Below are 15,928 nucleotides of genomic sequence, written 5' to 3' on the forward strand. Positions count from 1 at the left end.
AAGCCGGCCGCGCCCGCGAAGCCGGCCGCCGCTGCCAAGCCGGCCGCCCCGAAGGCCGCGGAGGCCCCCAAGGCCGCCGTCGCGCCGAAGCCCGTCGAGGCCCCCAAGACCGCCCCGAAGGCCGCCGAGGCCCCGAAGTCGACCTGGAAGTCCTCCAGCGACTCCAAGGCCGCCAAGGGCACCAACGACGCCAAGGGCAGCTACACCGTCAAGGCCGGCGACACCCTGAGCAAGATCGCCGCCGCCAAGGGCCTGGACTGGAAGGCCGTCTACGACAACAACGCCCAGGTCATCGGTGGCAACCCCGACCTGATCTTCCCGGGTCAGACCCTGAGCATCTGATCCCCCGGATCGGCCGCGGGCTCCCGCGGACCGTCGGGATCCGCCAGGGGCTCGGGTAGCTGCGAGGGCTTCGGGGTCCGTGAGCGCCTCGGGGTCCGCGAGGATCCGTGGGTGCCGGTGGGAGCTGAGGGTGCTCCCCGGTACTCCGCGGCACCGGTACTCGCGTGACGCCGGTACTCCCACGGCACTGGTACTCGCGTGGCACCGGTACGACCGGCCGCTTCTCCGCTGTGCGGGGGAGCGGCCGTCGCCGCTTCCCCCGGACGGCCCCCGGCCCCCCGGTCCCGTACGGCGGGGCAGGATGGTGGCATGGAGCAGGGTGAACTCTTCGGCGAACTCCCCGGTGCCGCCCCGCCTGGCGCTGCCCCGCCCGGCACCGTTCCGTCGTCCGGTGCCGCGTCCTCGCGGGTCCGGTCCGAGCCGGCCCCCGGGGTGGTGCTGCTCCCGGGCTGGCTCGACCCGGTGGCCCGGTCGGAGCTGCTCGCCGCCTGCCGGGAGTGGGCCCGCCCGCCGGCCGGCCTGCACACGGTGCGGATGCCCACCGGCGGGATGATGTCCGTACGGATGGTCAGCCTCGGCCTCCACTGGTACCCGTACGGCTACCGCGACACCGCCGAGGACGGCAGCCCGGTCAAGCCGTTCCCGCCGGCCCTCGGCGAGCTCGCCCGGCGCGCCGTCGCGGAGGCGTACGGGGATGCGGCGGCCGGGATCACCGGCGCCGAGGGCTACGACCCGGACATCGCGATCGTCAACCACTACCCGCACGGCGCGAAGATGGGCCTCCACCAGGACCGCGACGAACGGGCGAACGCCCCCGTGGTCTCCCTCTCGCTGGGCGACACCTGCGTCTTCCGGCTCGGCAACACCGAGACCCGTACCCGTCCGTGGACCGACCTGGAACTGCGCAGCGGTGACCTGCTGGTTTTCGGCGGCCCGTCCCGGTACGCGTACCACGGGGTGGTCCGGACCCTGCCCGGCACCGCCGAGCCGGCGCTGGGCCTCACCGGGCGGCTCAACATCACGGTGCGGCGATCGGGGCTGCGGTGACGCCCGTGTCCCGCGCTGTCCGGTTCGGGGTCCGCTGCCTGCGGTCCGGTGGCCCAGCGGTCACCCGTCGAGTGCTTACTCGTTCGAGTGAATGGGACGAGGCCCCCTGGTGTGCGGGAATTCCGTGACGCGCTGGAGAATTCGAATGGGCTGAAGGAGCCGAAGACCACCACAGTACGGACGGTCGCCGGAGGCCGGGCGGATGACCTCCGGCCGGACCGGCGGACGGAGAGGAAGTGCACGCATGGGTACCCCCGTCGACGATCTCGTCGATCTGCTCGACCTGGAGCAGATCGAACTGAACATCTTCCGCGGCCGCAGCCCCGAGGAGGCGCTGCAGCGGACCTTCGGCGGCCAGGTCGCCGGTCAGGCGCTGGTCGCGGCCGGGCGCACGGTCGACGGCGACCGCCCCGTGCACTCGCTGCACGCCTACTTCCTGCGCCCCGGCGTGCCCGGGGTGCCGATCGTCTACCAGGTCGACCGGATCCGCGACGGCCGCTCGTTCACCACCCGCCGGGTGCTCGCCATCCAGGGCGGCCGCTCGATCTTCGCGCTCACCGCCGACTTCCACCTCCCCGAGCGGGGAGGCATCGAGCACCAGCACACGATGCCCGACGTGCCCGCGCCCGAGGAACTGCCCAGCGCGCTGGAGGAGGTCGGCTCCAAGCTCGGCGAGCTGCCCCCGTTCATCAGCCGCCGTCAGCCCTTCGACATCCGCTACGTGGACCGGCTGCGCTGGAACAAGGAGGACCTCGCCGGCGTCGAGCCCCGCAGCGGCGTCTGGCTGCGCACCAACGGCACCCTGCCGGACGACCCGCTGATCCACGTCTGCGCCCTCACGTACGCGAGCGACATGACGCTGCTGGACGCCGTCCGCGCGCCCGTCGAGCCGCTCTGGGGCCAGCGGAACTTCGACATGGCCTCGCTGGACCACGCGATGTGGTTCCACCAGCCGTTCCGCACGGACGACTGGCTGCTGTACCAGCAGGAGTCCTCGATCGCCCACGGCGCCCGCGGGCTCGCGCGCGGCCAGATCTACGACCGCTCAGGCCGGCTGGTGGTCTCGGTGGTGCAGGAGGGCCTGTTCCGCCCGCTCGGCGGGGCGTGACCGGCGCCCGCTCGGCGGGGCGTGACCGGCGCCCGGACGACTCCGGTACGGTTCGTTCGCATGCCGTCGGCCGCCCCGGAATGATCCGGACCCCCGGCGGGTGTTGAGTGGAAGCAGGGAGGCGTCCGGCAGTTCGGGACGCCATCGGACACCCCCGCGGTGCCCTCGCCCGGGCGCCGCGGGACCTACGACCGACTGGGAGGGCTTCTCGATGACGGCGACGGCCGCAGAGGAATGGAAGCACTGGAGCGACGGCCGCGCGGCGGCGGTCAGCGCGCCGCACGGCCAGCTGGCCCTGACCGGCACGCACTGGCTGGAGCCGGAGCCGGGCACGCTCCCCGGCCTGCCCGGTCACTGGTGGGCCGACGCCGAGGGCGTCCGGGTCCGCGCCACAACGGCGGACGGCATCACGGTCGTCGGTGCGCAGGCCCCGCTCGACGGCGAGGTCCTGCTCCGCCCGGACACCGATCCCGCCGCCGACACCGCGACCCTCGGTGACCTGCTGCTCGTCCCGATCGAGCGGGAGGGCGAGCTGGCGCTGCGCGTCTTCGACCCCGACGCGCCGGGCCGGACGGCCTTCGCCGGCATCGCCGCGTACCCGTACGCGCCGGAGTGGGCCGTCCCCGCGCAGTTCACCCCGTTCGCGGACGGCGAGGCCCAGGCGGTCGTCGTCCCCAGCGCGGACGGCCGGGACCGCCCGCTCGCCGTCGCCGGCACCATCGCCTTCACCGTCGCCGGGGAGCACCACACCCTGACCGTCGGCCTCTCCGGGAACCGGCTCAGCGGGGTCATCGCCGACGCGACCAGCGGCCACGACACCTACCGCTTCCGCTTCATCACTCTGCCCGCCCCCGACCCGGACGGCCGTACGGTGCTCGACCTCAACCGCGCCTACCTGCCGCCCTGCGCCTTCGCCGACCACTTCATCTGCCCCTTCCCGCCCCCGGGCAACCGGCTCGGGCTCGCCGTCGAGGCGGGGGAGAAGGAGGTCCTGACGCGGTAGGCGGGTGCGGAGGCGGGCGGGGCCGTGTGGTCCGCCGGTCCGTTCGACGGCCCCGGTGGACGGCCCGGTTGACGGCCCGGTGGACGGCCGGGTTGACGGCCGCCGGGGCGGAGGGCCGAGGATGGGTGACCGTGTCGACCAATCATCCTGCCAATTCGACCCGGGCCGAAGCCCCGGCCGCCCCCTCTTCCCCTGCCTCTTCCCTTTCCCCTTCCCCCGCTCCCTGGTACCGCCGGGCTGCGAGAGGCGCCTTCGCCGACCTCACCCCGCTGCGCGAGCACGCCGACTACCGCCGGGTCTGGTTCGGCCAGGCCGTCTCCTCGGTCGGCCAGCAGATGACGGCCGTCGCGGTCTCCGTCGAGGTCTACGACCTGACCGGCTCCAGCTTCGCCACCGGCCTGGTCGGCCTCTTCTCCCTCTTCCCGCTGATCGCCTTCGGCCTCTACGGCGGCGCCGTCGCCGACCGCGTCGACCGCCGCCGCCTCGGCCTGATCGGCTCGGCCGGGCTGGCCGCCGTCTCCGCGCTCCTCGCCGCCCAGGCACTCGCCGGCCTCGGCCTGGTCGCCGTCCTCTACGCGGCCGTCGCCGTCCAGGCGGGGTTCTTCGCCCTCAGCTCCCCGGCCCGCTCCGCGATGATCCCCCGGCTCGTCCCCGGCGACCAGCTCCCGGCCGCCAACGCCCTCAACACCGTGAGCATGAACCTCGGCCTCACCGTCGGCCCCATGCTCGGCGGCCTCCTCATCGGCGCGTACGGCACCCAGGCCGCCTACCTGGTCGACACCGTCGCCTTCACCGCCACCCTCTACGCGATGTGGCGCCTGCCCGCCATGCGCCCGGCCGCCGAACCCGGCAAGCCCCGTGCCTCCGTCCTGGACGGCCTGCGCTTCCTGCGGGAGCAGCCCAACCTGCGCACCAGCTTCCTCGCCGACCTCGCCGCGATGATCTTCGGCATGCCGCGCGCCCTCTTCCCGGCCATCGCGGTCACCTTCTACGGCGGCGACGCCCGCACCGTCGGCCTGCTCGTCGCCGCCCCCGCCGTCGGCGCCCTCATCGGGGCCCTCTTCTCCGGCTGGGTCGGCCGCATCCACCGCCAGGGCGCCGCCGTCCTCGCCGCCGTCGCCGCCTGGGGCCTCGCCATCGCCGCCTTCGGCCTCGTCCACAACCTCTGGCTGGGCCTCTCCCTCCTTGCCCTCGCCGGCTGCGCCGACACCATCAGCATGATCTTCCGCAACACGATGATGCAGGTCGCCGCCCCCGACGAGATGCGCGGCCGCCTCCAGGGCATCTTCATCGTCGTGGTCGCCGGCGGCCCCCGCCTCGGCGACTTCGAATCCGGCGCCGTCGCCTCCCTCGCCGACCCCGCCACCTCCGTCGTCACCGGCGGCCTGGCCTGCGTCGCCGTCATCCTCCTCCTCGCCGCCCGCCGCCCCGCCTTCCTCCGCTACGACGCCCGCCACCCCACCCCCTGACCCCCCTCACCCCGCCACGCCACCCCACCCCCGATACCCGGCAGCGAGCACCCCCCGACGTGCTGTATTGTTTTCCACGTCACCGGGACACCGGAGACAAGGTCGAGAAGCCAACCAGCCGAAGCCCCCAGGGTCGAAGCCGCGAGGCCACAAGACCACGGGACGTGGCGCAGCTTGGTAGCGCACTTGACTGGGGGTCAAGGGGTCGCAGGTTCAAATCCTGTCGTCCCGACAGTGATGTCGGAAGGCCGTTGGCTGGGAGAAATCCCAGGCCAACGGCCTTTTTGTTGATGGACCGACAGATGGTCGACGGCTGGAGCGGCGCCTGCTTGCGATCTTGTCAGGGACCAGCCGGGGACCGGAGGCGCCGACCGATGGGACCGCCGCCACCTGCGGGCACTTCGGGAACCGCAGAGGTGAGCCTGCGCCGTCGAGCACTCACTGGACGAGACGCAGGTGACGCACTCCGGCCTCCGCCGGCACCGAGCTGGCGGATGTCGTCTGCGCGGTGCGCCGGTCCGCCGACAGGTGCCTGCTGAGGGTCCGGCCAGCCTTCTCGATAGAGCTCTTGTCCGGGTGCAGGTACCGCTGGGTCGTGGTGATGTGGCCGTGCCCGGCGATCTTCTGGAGAACGTGGATGGGAACGCCGGCGTCAGCGAACCAGGTGAGGCCGGTGTGGCGGAGGTCGTGCCGACGTAGGTACTCGTAGCCGAGGCTGACGACGACTTCGTCCCAGTGGGTTGCGTCGCGGAGGATGGCTGTGGTGATGCGGCCGCCGCGCGGGCCGGTGAAGAGGCGGGCCATGGGGTCGTTGCCGACCACGTTCATGCGCCAGTTCACGAGGTCGCGGATCTCTTCGATGATGGGGACGGTGCGTCGTCGCTTGCCTTTGGTGCCTTTGTCGATGAGGCCACCGGGGGCGGTGGTGGTCTGGCGGCACAGGTCCCAGGTCCAGTCGAAGCGGTTGATGTCCTTGACGCGAACGCCGGAGACTTCGCCGATGCGGGCGGCGGTGCAGGCGGCGAAGCGGACGATGTCGCCCCAGCCGCGGTAGTGGTTGTGGGATCGCTCGACCAGGGCGGTGGCGAGTTCGTCGAGGGCGTCCCAGTCGTTGAGGGCGAGGGAACGTGGGTCGTCGAGTTCGTCCTCGGCTTTCTTGTAGAGGCGCTGCCAGCCGCTCATGCGTGAGGGGTTGAAGTCGATGAGGCCGTCGCGGACGGCCTGCTCCATGATGCGTACGAGCGGGGCGAGGCTGTTCTTGACGGAGGCGACGCTGAGTCCGTCGGCGACCCAGAAGTGGAGAGCCCGGTCAGTGATGCCGTTGGTGATGTTGACGACCGGTATGTGGCCGAGGACCGGGACGACGCGGAGCTTCCAGCCAGCGGTGTAGGGGTCGAGGGTGGTGGTCTCCAGGCCGCGCATCGCCAGGTCCCAGTTCTCGTCGCCGTATTCGGCGAGGGTCATGGTGAGGGTTCTGGGGGTGATGCCGCGTCCTGCGGCCCGTTCCATGCGGGAGATCCAGGCCTCGGCTTCCTCCTCCGTGGGGACGGAGGAGGAAGCCGACTTGCGGCCACCGCCGTTGGGGTCCGTCCAGCGCACGCGGGCGCGGTAGCGGAACTCCGGGCGGCGGTCGGGGCGGTGTTCGATGTCGGTGGTGAGCTTGACACCCATGGGGATGAGCTGGGTGTGGTCGGACATTCAGGCTGCCTTGGATGGGTCGGTGCGCTTCTGAGCGAGCCACACCTGGGTGTCGGGGATGCTGTAGAGGTAGAGCCGGGGCGCGATCTGCACGAAGGGCGGTCCCTGCGGCGGAGTGGCGGAGCGCCAGCGCCTCAGGGTCGAGGGGTCGACGGTCAGCAGTTCGGCGAGTTCCTCGGTCGAGTACCAGCCGCTGTGAAGGAGGTCGAACTCCGGTGCCGGATCGGCCTCCTGCGCGGGGCCGGCGGCGAAGTCCGGGGTCGGAACAGAGAGCCGGCTTACGGCGAGAACACGGGGTCGGGCGTGCATGGTCTCCCTCTGACGGGGTGGTGGAGCCGCTTAGGCTCGGCCGGGCACGCCTACAGTCACCCGGCCACCTGGACGGGCGGAACAGGGTTTGGCGTGCTGAATTCGGCAGACCGTACGCACATGACGTTCTCCGAAGCGCGTCGAGATCCGGCGGGCGTGCCGGGTGGAAGGCGACTTGACGTCTGAGGTCGCTGAGGAGGGCCTGCTGCCGCTTGGGGTCTGCGCAGGTCACCTCGGGCTGCGGAAGCGCTTCTCGGTGATGGTCGTGGTGCAAGTCGCAGATGGCGTTCTTGCCTCGTGGGTTGCGGCCTGCTCTCGACACCGCTCCGATGCGGCACGGCCACTATCGCCCTGCGAGCCCTGGTTCCACCGGAGCTCTCCGACCGGCGGTGCAGGAGGTGCGAGGCGGCTCCCCGAGCACTGTGCGGTTCTGCACAGGACCGCCTCTGCTGTCCTCGGAGTGTGCGTGCCGCGCGCGCTGGAACCTCGCGTGCGACGCTTGCCCTGTGGCAGACCGGCACCCGCCGCTAGGCGGCACCCTTGCCGAGGAGCCGGCATGAATGGTACTGAACGCCCTTTGCCTGGGAGGTTTTTTTCCGAGCGGGAAATCAATGAGAAGTTCGGTATCCACTCGGCAGAATCCCTGTGGAAATGGATAGCGGATGGGGCGATGGTTCCGCATCGCGAAGGAAGCGGTGCGTCGGCGGGGGGCTCCGCTCTTGTCTTCTATCGAGGTCAGCCAAGCGCAGACTACCCGCTTACCTCCAGTCTCTTCCGGGCTCTCTGGTCAAATAACCCCAACGTGTCTGAGAAATTAATGCAAGATGCCGAAAGGCAGCTTCTAACCGTCCTGAGGAATATGGAGGGACTTGGGCGGCTGATGACCGACGGAGAACTGCTGGCGGTCCTCCAGCATCACGGCATCCCCACCCGGCTAATCGACGTTTCGGCCAGACCCCTTGAAGCCCTGTTCTTCGCGGTCGACCGCGCAGAGGACATGGACGGTCGCCTCTTCCTGATCGAGCTTCCAGCCAAGAACGGCGACGGGCCCGACACGATCGACCTCAGGAGCCAGCAGGAGCTGGAATGGAAGGACGCCGCACTCGGCGAGCCCTACTCCCGCTCCCACTGGACCGAGCGTGTAGCGGTGGTCGACCCGCAGGACCTCGACCCGAGGATGCGCGCCCAACGCGGTCGCTTCCTCGTTGGCGGCCTGAGCGCCAGCTATCCCGGACGGATTATGCGGTTTGAGGGGAAGAGGCTCGCCGCAAAAGAAATGCGCGAGATCACCAGCCTCAATATCTTCTTCCCCCAAGGCAGTGCCCTAGGTAGAAATTGGTCAGCAACGGCATGGACCGTGCGGATTGAGGCGGGCTGGAAGCGCCAACTTCGCAGCCTTCTAAAGGCGCAAGATGACAAGATCACCATGGATACCATGTATCCACCGATTGGTGAGGTGCGCAGATTGGCGCTTAGGGAAATCGGAATAGTGGCTAGAACATTACACGTGTCGAAGGGCGGGTGAGCTTGGTGGTGGCCGCCAGCCCGCCCTTGGGGCCGTGCCGCTGCTCGCGGTCTCATCCGGAGGGATGGCCGGCCTGCACGACACACCTGACCGTGTGCAGGCCGGTCCGGTGTGCCGATCTGGTCGCGTCAGCTGGGTCAGAGGCGCTCCGGCCGCCGACTCGGACCGCAGGCGTAGAGCCTCTGCTTCCTGGAGCGCTTACGCGAACGCACCCGTCACTGCGCTCCCAAGGGCCTGGCTCAGCGCCTCCTAGGCCTTTTCCTTGTCCTCATACCCGCCCTTGCGGTCATGCTGGGGCTTGCCGTCAGAGCCAGGCTTTGAGAGGTAGGTAGTGCCACCAGGTGCCGTGGGCCTTCTTGTCCTTGAGCTTGGGGCACTTCGAGTCGAGCTCCCGCGTCTTGGGCTTGCCGCCGGCGTCGAGGACCTGGCGGCCGTCTTCGTCGCGGACGGAGTTCGCGGCAGGTGCATCGGCGGTACACCGAGCCGGTGCTGCTCATCGAATCGCCTCCGGCTGGCGTGCGGGCGGTGCGTGGTCATGGCCTCTCATCCAGTGCTCGGGCCCTACAACGGGCCGATGTGCAGGGCGTGCCCACAGTCACGGACACGCGCGTCCTGGGGGAACAGGCCTCAGGGGCGGTGGGGAAGTTGGAGACCGTACGCGCGCGGTGCTCTTGGGTCGCGTCGAGCTTGGACACCGGTGGGCCTGCCTGCGGTGCACGTAGATGGGCGTGGACGGGCGTGGACAACGCGTTGGCCAACTGGGCTGTAAATCAGAGCGTTTCGCCAGGTATAGAGCCTGTCCCTACTTAGGTGACCCTGCGTCAGCTGATCTGCGTCAAGGACGCCATCTGCGGTTCGCATGGCCCGTGACCTGCACGAATGTGGCCGCACCTGTACCGCGAGTGTGGCCGATGAGACGTGCCGAGACGGATGGTGCTGGAGGTGGACGGCGGGACGAAAAGGCCCGGGCCGGGACAGGGTGCAGGCATGACAACGACAGACGACACCCCCGTCCTGCCCGACCCGCGGGTTCAGCCGACGATGACCGTGCCGGAGGCCGGCCGACTCTTCGGCCTGCAGAAAGCCGCTAGCTACAACGCGGCCCGGCGCGGCGACATCCCGACGATCTCGGTCGGCCGCCGCCTCCTGGTTCCTACCGCCAAGCTGCGTGTCCTGCTCGGCATCGACGCGGTGGCCCCCACAGACGTGGCGGCCTGAAGCGGCCCGGCGCCCGACCACCCACCTGCCGGACTGCGGCCCCGGCACACAACCCCTGGTAGGAGACCACCGGCATGTCCTGGTTCGCTGTTGGAGACAGCACCGACGACCACTTCAAGACCCTCGCGGCAGGCAACGCGGCACTTGGCCTGTGGGTCCGCTGCGGCGCCTACGCCAGCGCCCACCTGACCGACGGCGTGATCCCCGGAGCGGTCGCTGCGAAGAACGGCACCGCCTCGCAGATCCGGAAGCTCGTGGCGGCCAGGCTGTGGCATGCGGCCCGGCACACCTGCCCGAAGTGCCCGCAGGTCCGCGAGGGCGACTTCGTGATGCATGACTACCTGGACGCCAACCCCAGCCGCCGGCAGGTTCAGGAGCGCCGCCGCCGCGCGGCGGAGAAGAAGCGCCAGCAGCGCGGCGGCGGTCATCCGCCCGCCGATGATGACGCTTCGCCGGGCAACCGAGCACCGGATCGCGAGCCTGCTGGCGGTTACGGCGCAGCTCAGGAACCTGAGTCCCCCGGGGACCGGAATGATGCTCGCGCGCGCCCGGCCCCTGCCCTCCCCTCCCGAAGGGAGGGGGTTGATGTGTGTGGGGAGCCTGTACGCCCGTGGGGGCCGGCGCGCCGGCACCCACTTCCGGACGGCTTCCAACCCGACGAGGCGGCGCAGCTGTGGGCGTCTGCCGAAGGGCACCTCGACCGACTCGGCGGCCGGGAGGGCCTGGCAGCCACGACCGAGGCGTTTGTCGACTGGCACCGGGGCCGTGGCACGCAGGGCGCCGACTGGCAGGCGATGTGGCGCAAGTGGGTGCGGGAGCAGCGGCTCCGTCCCGGGGCGTCGGCGGACCATGCCTCAGAGCGCCGTACACGGCCGGCGAAGCACCGAGGGGTGGCGGACGCGGCGCAGGTATCGGTAGCCGAGCGGTTCGCGAGCATCGAGCGGCGCATCGCGTTGGAAGACAGCTCGCCAGCCGCAGGACCGAGAACACTGACGCTCGTGGACACGGCGCCTGCTGGCAGGAAGTGCCCGGCGTCGACGGTCATGCCTGGGCAGCGCCCACTGATGGCGGCGCTGCCCGGAGGCGGCCAGGGCGCGGTAGATCCGGTGGCTGTTCTGGAGGCGATCGCCGAGCACGGTCAGGCGAATGCGGTGGCGATGTACGGCTGGCGACAGGTGGCTGCGCTCCTTGCCGTCCCGGATCCGGCGACCGGCGGAGTGTGAGCCGTGCTGCCGCGTTGAGGGCTGTCGAGGTGCCGCAGGTGCCGGCGCCCGGTGCACTGGAGGGTGACCGTCTTGGGCGCGCGCCTGGCCGTCGATCCCGAGCCTTCCGACCGGGGGAACACCGCGGTCTACCGGGACGGGGTGGGGGCGATGCGCTCACGCCGGCTCACCCGGGAGCTGCCAGTGCTCTCGTACGAGTGGCTGTTCGCGCCGCACACGGCGACCTGCCCGCGCGGCCCGGCGAACAGGGACCTTCGGACCTGTGATCCGGTCCCGAGGCGTCGATAAGTTGAGCGATTTGGCGTAATTGCCTGCCAGCTAGGACGCCCTGTAGCCGCGGGCTGCCGCGGCGTCAGATGACCTTCCTGGTGGGTGTGTCGAAGAGGTGCGGGGCGCATCGCTGCGAAGCGACGCGATGCCCGCCGATAGCGCGAAGGGGGAATGATCCAGTTGTCGGATAGCTCTTACGAGGTGGTGCAGGAAGCGCTGCGCCGCTGGGGGAACGTGAGGCTGACCGAAGGGGGGTGGTTGGCCAGGTGCCCGGCCCACGATGACCGGCAGGGCTCGCTACTCGTGCTTGCCGCGGGCGATGACCGCGTCGAGTTGGACTGCCTGGGCGCCGGCTGCGATCCGCAGGACGTGGCGGCGGCTCTGAGGATCGGCGCGCAGTACGTGGTGGTGCCGCCGCCAGGGTTCGGGGACGGTCCCGGCTGGATCTGGCCGGGCTACGTTCCGTCGGTCGGCCTGACGCTGATCGACGGCGAGGACGGCGTCAACACCCTGGCGGTGGCGCTGGATGTGGCTGCTCGCGCGTCGGCCGGGGCCGGTCTTCCGGACGGCCAGAACCCGCCCACCGGCCACGACGTGGTGGTGCTGACCGCGCCGCACACCACGGCGGACGTGCAGCGCCTGCTGGCGGCCTCCGGCGCGGACCTGGGGCGGACCGAAGTGATCGAGGTCCTGGGCGGGCGCGGCGGCCAGCGAGGGCTGCGGCTGCCGGCGGACCTGGCGCAGGTGGAGGGACTGCTGCGCGGACGGGACGTGGAGCTGGTGGTGGTGGACGTGATGCTGGCGTGCCCCTACCGGGTGCCCGCGGAGAGGGCGCTGCGGGCACTGGGCGAGATGTCGAAGCATCTCGGGGTGGCCGTGCTGGCGGTGCGGGAGGCATCCAAGCGGGCCGGCTGGCTGGCTTCGCGCCGCGCGCAGGAGGCGGCGGAACTGGGGGGTGTGGCGGCGGTGCACATGGCCGTGAACGGGCCCGATCGCGCGAAGGCGCTGGTGCCGGTTGCCAGCGAGTCGTGGAAGGTCATGGGCGGCTTGCAGTTCTGCCAGGCTGTCCGTAACCGGCCGGTGGCGTGGAACTCGCGCTTCTCGCGGGGCACGGGCCGGGCCATCGAGAGCGCCGACCTGTGCCGCCGGCGTCCGGCGAGCGCCGGGGCCTACAGGTTCCTGGAAGGGCTGCTGGCCGGGGGGCCTGTGCCGGCCCGGGATGTGAGTGCGGCTGCTGCGGGCGTGGGCCTGGCGCCGCGAACGGTTCAGCGGGCGCGTACGGAGCTTGGGGTCGTGGCGACGAAGACGGCGCGGGGGTGGGTGCTCTCTCTGCCGCCGCACCACGTCGGCCGGTGAACGGGTCGGGCCCTTCCCGGTGCGGGAAGGGCCCGGCTGGGCGGTCAGTGGGTCGGCTGCGGACTGTTGCTGGGCTGCAGCGGGCTGCGGGTGACGGTCGGGCTCGGGGCCTGGGGGGCGGTCGACAGGATTGTGGCCGGGCTGCTGGTGCTGGGTGCGGCCGGGGTCGGGGCGGTGACCACCTGGGTGGCGGTGACCGTCACGGTGACGGTCGGGGCGGGCTCGGTGACGGTCGCCGGGGCAGCCGGCGCGCTGAAGGTGGGGACGGGGGTGGACAGCGTGGCGGTGGCGAGGCCCGGGGCGTCGGCGACCGGGGCGGGGTAGGTCGGCAGGGCCGGGGCGGTGGGAGCGGCGGGGACGATTGCGGGCTGCGCCGGGGACGGGCTGAGGAGCGCGGTGGCCGGGGCGGCCGGGGTGGCGGCCGGACGGGCCGCGAGGGTGGTTCCGGCGGTGAAGGCGGCGGCCGCGGCGAGGGCGATGGCCGCGTGGCAGGTAGTGATTCGGCTGGTCAGGGCCATGGTTGGTCTCCTTGTGTATGGGCCGGGGGTTCCCGGTCCCCGGCTGGCAGGACCAGCCTCACAGCCAAACAGACCTAAGTCCACAAAGATGACTGAGGTAAGTTCTGTGCTTGTGGGGCTCAACGCGACACACTGCCGACAGCCGTGCACTGTGGCCTGCTGATCGATCCCGACCCGTGGGGGAGCCCGTGAAGCAGCCCCTGCCGGCCCTGCCGGCACCTCGCCCCGGCATGGCCGGCCGCCGCCTGTACAGCGAGCTTGCGGCCTCGCCCCCGGCCGTCCGCCGCCGCTTCTACGACGGCCTCGCAGCCAGGGACTGGGCCCAGGTCCTCGCCGCCGCCAAGGCCGAGGCTGGCACCCCGTACGCACTGTGGGCCGACGATCCCGTCGGGTTCGTGGAAGACGTCCTCGGCGAATCCCAGTGGAGCCGCCAGCGCGAGATCCTGGAAGCCCTGGTGGACCACCGCCGGGTCGCCGTTCCATCGTGCTTCGGCTCCGGGAAGACCCACATCGCGGCGAGGGCCGCCGTCTGGTCCTCCGCTGTCCACCCGCCCGGCACCGCCCTCACGGTCACCACCGCCACCCGTGCCCGGCAGGTGCAGCGTCAGATGTGGCCCCACATCCGGCAGATCGTCGCCCGGGCGGGCCTGCCCGGAGAGGTGGGCGTCACCCAGTGGAAGATGCCCGACTCCCACGGCTCGGACGTCGTGGTGGCGTACGGCTTCTCGGCTCCCGACCACGACGAGTCCGCCGTCCAGGGCATCCACGCCCCGCGGTTGATGTTCATCGTGGACGAGGCTGGCGGCATCGGCCGGATCATCGGCGCGGCCATGCGCGGCGTGCTCACCGGCGAGCACACCCGGGCCCTGCTGATCGGCAACCCGCCGACCGACGACGAGGGCAGCTGGTTCGAGCAGACCTGCGCCGACCCAGCCGTGCACGTGCTGCCGATCAGCGTCTACGACACCCCGCTGATGTCGGGCGAGCGAACCCGGCGCTGCCGGTCCTGCCCACCGCAGGCGCCGGCGCACCTGCTCGCCTCCCACCTCGTGGATCCCGAGTGGGTGCGGGACACGATCCGGGATCACGGGGAGGACGCCCCGTTCGTCCAGGCCAAGGTGCACGCCCAGTTCCCGCGCGGCGGCCAGGCCCGCGCGATCCCGGCGTCCTGGATCGAGGCCGCAGTGGAGGCCGCCGAGCCTCACGGTGAGGACTTCCACGCGCTCAAGGACCTCGGCCTGGACGGCGAGGCCTCCCCGTACCGGGTGAAGGCCGGCGCGTGGGTGCGCCTGGGCGTCGACGTCGCTGCCGGCGGCGGCGACGAGATGGTGATCGCCCGCGCGGTCGGTGACCTCGTGGAGCTGCGCCACGCCACGGCCGGCCAGGACAACGCGGACCCGGTCGCGGTCGCCGGCGTCGTGCTGCGCGAGATCCAGTCGGCCCGGGTTCTCGCGGGGGCACTCGGCACCCGGCTCCCCGTCCGCGTCAAGGTCGATGGGGTCGGGGTTGGCTGGGGTGTGGCTGGGCTCCTGGCGGCGTGGAGACGGGAAGGGCTGCACGACGCGGAGATCGTGTCGGTCGTCGTCAGCGAGGCGCCGAGCCGGGACGACGAGGCGGCCACGCTGCGCCCTGCGACGCAGCGCGACGAGATGTGGCTGGCGACCCGGGCGCTGGTCTCGCCCGCCGCGTCGGCGCTACGCCTGCGCGTGGACCGGCGAACGCAGGCCCAGCTGTCCGCGCCCAAGCTCGGTACGAGTGCGGCCGGCCGGACGGTGATCGAGTCCAAGCGATCAATGAAAGCGAGGGGGGTGAGTTCTCCGGACCGAGCTGAGGCTCTGCTACTGGCTCTGTATGAGCCGCAGGCGCGCCGCCGTAAAGTCCGACTTGTCGCGTAGGCCCGAAATCGAATCGCATGCCGAGAGTTATTGGACGACTCATCTAATGCGCACGCATATGGACCCCACCTGTTGGGCGGAGATAAGGAGCAAAGGTTGCCTGTCAAGCCATGTGATAGACATCACATCAAAAGGAGTGGCGGGGGTGGCATTGACAGTTATTGAATCGTGAAGAGCCGTACTGTATATGCCAGACGGCGTCGGGGGATGAGGAGACTTTGGCGGTGGCGTGTCAAAAATCGGGACCACGCCCGCCGCACTTCTCTATTTCTCCTTACTCGAATAACTAGGTCGAGACGGAAGTGCTTCCCACCCCACGTCGGAAGCGCTACCGACCCTGGCGAGAAAAGGATGAATCAGTGCTCACAATTCAGTTCATGCGCTACGCGGCATGCCCCCACCAGGCTGCTCGGAAAGGAGCTTCGGAATGACGACGGCCGCTGAGAAGCTCTCGCATGAATGGGTTATCGCCGCCTACGTCCCCGTGGACGCACAGGGCGCTGCATATGCACGCCGGCGCGGCGTCTACCGCGTTCCGGCCACCACCAAGGTCTCCTCCGCCGAGGTGATGTGCATTCACTGCCGCAAGCCCTACGACGAGGCCCTGCACACCGAGTGCCCCGGCTCCGACCCCACCCTCCACGGCGGCCCCATTGGCACCCGCAAGCGCCGCACCCCCGAGGCGCATGCCACCCTCGCCGACGCCGTTCCCGCCGCCCGCCTCGCCGGCACCTCGCGCACGCGCCGCAGCGCCGCCGCCAGCCACACCGGGACGCTAAGCAACGGGGCTGCCTAGCCTGCCTGCCGTGACCACACCCAGCAGGCCCAACCCCCGCACCAAGAACGACGTCGCGGACCCCCCCCCACCGCCCGGGGGCGACAAAATCGCCGGAGGACGGGAGGGCCCGAAGGGGAGAGCGCGGGGGTGGGAAAGCGGGGTATGCACG

General features: G+C 71.0%; 14 protein-coding genes and 1 tRNA gene. 12 read left to right on the forward strand and 3 right to left on the reverse strand.

Going from position 1 to position 15,928, the window contains the following annotated elements; all coding sequences use genetic code 11:
• The 6 genes from ACWEQL_RS33885 to ACWEQL_RS33910 form a co-directional block, all read left to right on the forward strand.
• Positions 1 to 342: LysM peptidoglycan-binding domain-containing protein (locus tag ACWEQL_RS33885; protein WP_452154219.1), on the forward strand; the 342-nt coding region annotated here is incomplete at its 5' end.
• 309 nt (positions 343 to 651) lie between these two features.
• Complete coding sequence (locus ACWEQL_RS33890) at positions 652 to 1,389, forward strand: alpha-ketoglutarate-dependent dioxygenase AlkB family protein (RefSeq protein WP_452154220.1); 738 nt, start codon at positions 652 to 654, stop codon at positions 1,387 to 1,389.
• 244 nt (positions 1,390 to 1,633) lie between these two features.
• Positions 1,634 to 2,497, forward strand: coding sequence for an acyl-CoA thioesterase (locus tag ACWEQL_RS33895; protein ID WP_452154221.1), 864 nt, complete (start codon positions 1,634 to 1,636; stop codon positions 2,495 to 2,497).
• A 211-nt stretch (positions 2,498 to 2,708) separates the two neighbouring features.
• A complete protein-coding gene (locus tag ACWEQL_RS33900; RefSeq protein ID WP_452154222.1) occupies positions 2,709 to 3,500 on the forward strand; it encodes a DUF1684 domain-containing protein in 792 nt (263 codons plus the stop codon).
• A gap of 131 nt (positions 3,501 to 3,631) precedes the next feature.
• Positions 3,632 to 4,969, forward strand: coding sequence for an MFS transporter (locus ACWEQL_RS33905; protein WP_452154223.1), 1,338 nt, complete (start codon positions 3,632 to 3,634; stop codon positions 4,967 to 4,969).
• 158 nt (positions 4,970 to 5,127) lie between these two features.
• Positions 5,128 to 5,201: transfer RNA gene (locus tag ACWEQL_RS33910), tRNA-Pro, on the forward strand.
• A 206-nt stretch (positions 5,202 to 5,407) separates the two neighbouring features.
• On the opposite strand, the gene ACWEQL_RS33915 is transcribed toward ACWEQL_RS33910, so the two are convergent.
• Together ACWEQL_RS33915 and ACWEQL_RS33920 are read right to left on the reverse strand one after the other, a co-directional pair.
• Positions 5,408 to 6,667, reverse strand: coding sequence for a tyrosine-type recombinase/integrase (locus ACWEQL_RS33915; protein WP_452154224.1), 1,260 nt, complete (start codon positions 6,665 to 6,667; stop codon positions 5,408 to 5,410).
• Positions 6,668 to 6,976, reverse strand: coding sequence for a helix-turn-helix transcriptional regulator (locus ACWEQL_RS33920; protein ID WP_452154225.1), 309 nt, complete (start codon positions 6,974 to 6,976; stop codon positions 6,668 to 6,670).
• A gap of 556 nt (positions 6,977 to 7,532) precedes the next feature.
• Here ACWEQL_RS33920 and ACWEQL_RS33925 point away from each other — a divergent pair.
• The 4 genes from ACWEQL_RS33925 to ACWEQL_RS33940 all read left to right on the forward strand — a co-directional run bounded on the left by ACWEQL_RS33925 (position 7,533) and on the right by ACWEQL_RS33940 (position 12,568).
• Positions 7,533 to 8,501: an FRG domain-containing protein gene (locus tag ACWEQL_RS33925; protein WP_452154226.1), complete on the forward strand. Its 969-nt coding sequence runs from the start codon at positions 7,533 to 7,535 to the stop codon at positions 8,499 to 8,501.
• A 987-nt stretch (positions 8,502 to 9,488) separates the two neighbouring features.
• Complete coding sequence (locus tag ACWEQL_RS33930; protein WP_452154227.1) at positions 9,489 to 9,719, forward strand: hypothetical protein; 231 nt, start codon at positions 9,489 to 9,491, stop codon at positions 9,717 to 9,719.
• A 74-nt stretch (positions 9,720 to 9,793) separates the two neighbouring features.
• The gene (locus ACWEQL_RS33935) at positions 9,794 to 10,942 is read left to right on the forward strand and encodes a hypothetical protein (RefSeq protein ID WP_452154228.1); all 1,149 of its coding nucleotides are present in this window, start codon (positions 9,794 to 9,796) and stop codon (positions 10,940 to 10,942) included.
• A gap of 441 nt (positions 10,943 to 11,383) precedes the next feature.
• Positions 11,384 to 12,568 (forward strand): AAA family ATPase, encoded by a 1,185-nt coding sequence (locus ACWEQL_RS33940; protein ID WP_452154229.1) that lies wholly within the window; start codon positions 11,384 to 11,386, stop codon positions 12,566 to 12,568.
• A gap of 44 nt (positions 12,569 to 12,612) precedes the next feature.
• Here ACWEQL_RS33940 and ACWEQL_RS33945 read toward each other — a convergent pair whose 3' ends face one another.
• The gene (locus tag ACWEQL_RS33945; protein ID WP_452154230.1) at positions 12,613 to 13,086 is read right to left on the reverse strand and encodes a hypothetical protein; all 474 of its coding nucleotides are present in this window, start codon (positions 13,084 to 13,086) and stop codon (positions 12,613 to 12,615) included.
• Positions 13,087 to 13,274: 188 nt separating this feature from the next.
• Here ACWEQL_RS33945 and ACWEQL_RS33950 point away from each other — a divergent pair, with 188 nt between their 5' ends.
• Together ACWEQL_RS33950 and ACWEQL_RS33955 are read left to right on the forward strand one after the other, a co-directional pair.
• Entirely contained in the window at positions 13,275 to 14,981 is a 1,707-nt protein-coding gene (locus ACWEQL_RS33950) for a DEAD/DEAH box helicase family protein (protein WP_452154231.1), read from the forward strand.
• Positions 14,982 to 15,408: 427 nt separating this feature from the next.
• Positions 15,409 to 15,777, forward strand: coding sequence for a hypothetical protein (locus tag ACWEQL_RS33955; RefSeq protein ID WP_452154232.1), 369 nt, complete (start codon positions 15,409 to 15,411; stop codon positions 15,775 to 15,777).
• Positions 15,778 to 15,928: the final 151 nt, after the last annotated feature.

The organism is Kitasatospora sp. NPDC004240, assembly GCF_053603215.1.

Coding starts and splice junctions, on each gene's coding strand:
- ACWEQL_RS33890 (WP_452154220.1), top strand. CDS start 652: ATGGAGCAGGGTGAACTCTTCGGCGAACTCCCCGGTGCCGCCCCGCCT.
- ACWEQL_RS33895 (WP_452154221.1), top strand. CDS start 1,634: ATGGGTACCCCCGTCGACGATCTCGTCGATCTGCTCGACCTGGAGCAG.
- ACWEQL_RS33900 (WP_452154222.1), top strand. CDS start 2,709: ATGACGGCGACGGCCGCAGAGGAATGGAAGCACTGGAGCGACGGCCGC.
- ACWEQL_RS33915 (WP_452154224.1), bottom strand. CDS start 6,667: ATGTCCGACCACACCCAGCTCATCCCCATGGGTGTCAAGCTCACCACC.
- ACWEQL_RS33920 (WP_452154225.1), bottom strand. CDS start 6,976: ATGCACGCCCGACCCCGTGTTCTCGCCGTAAGCCGGCTCTCTGTTCCG.
- ACWEQL_RS33925 (WP_452154226.1), top strand. CDS start 7,533: ATGAATGGTACTGAACGCCCTTTGCCTGGGAGGTTTTTTTCCGAGCGG.
- ACWEQL_RS33930 (WP_452154227.1), top strand. CDS start 9,489: ATGACAACGACAGACGACACCCCCGTCCTGCCCGACCCGCGGGTTCAG.
- ACWEQL_RS33935 (WP_452154228.1), top strand. CDS start 9,794: ATGTCCTGGTTCGCTGTTGGAGACAGCACCGACGACCACTTCAAGACC.
- ACWEQL_RS33940 (WP_452154229.1), top strand. CDS start 11,384: ATGATCCAGTTGTCGGATAGCTCTTACGAGGTGGTGCAGGAAGCGCTG.
- ACWEQL_RS33945 (WP_452154230.1), bottom strand. CDS start 13,086: ATGGCCCTGACCAGCCGAATCACTACCTGCCACGCGGCCATCGCCCTC.
- ACWEQL_RS33955 (WP_452154232.1), top strand. CDS start 15,409: ATGACGACGGCCGCTGAGAAGCTCTCGCATGAATGGGTTATCGCCGCC.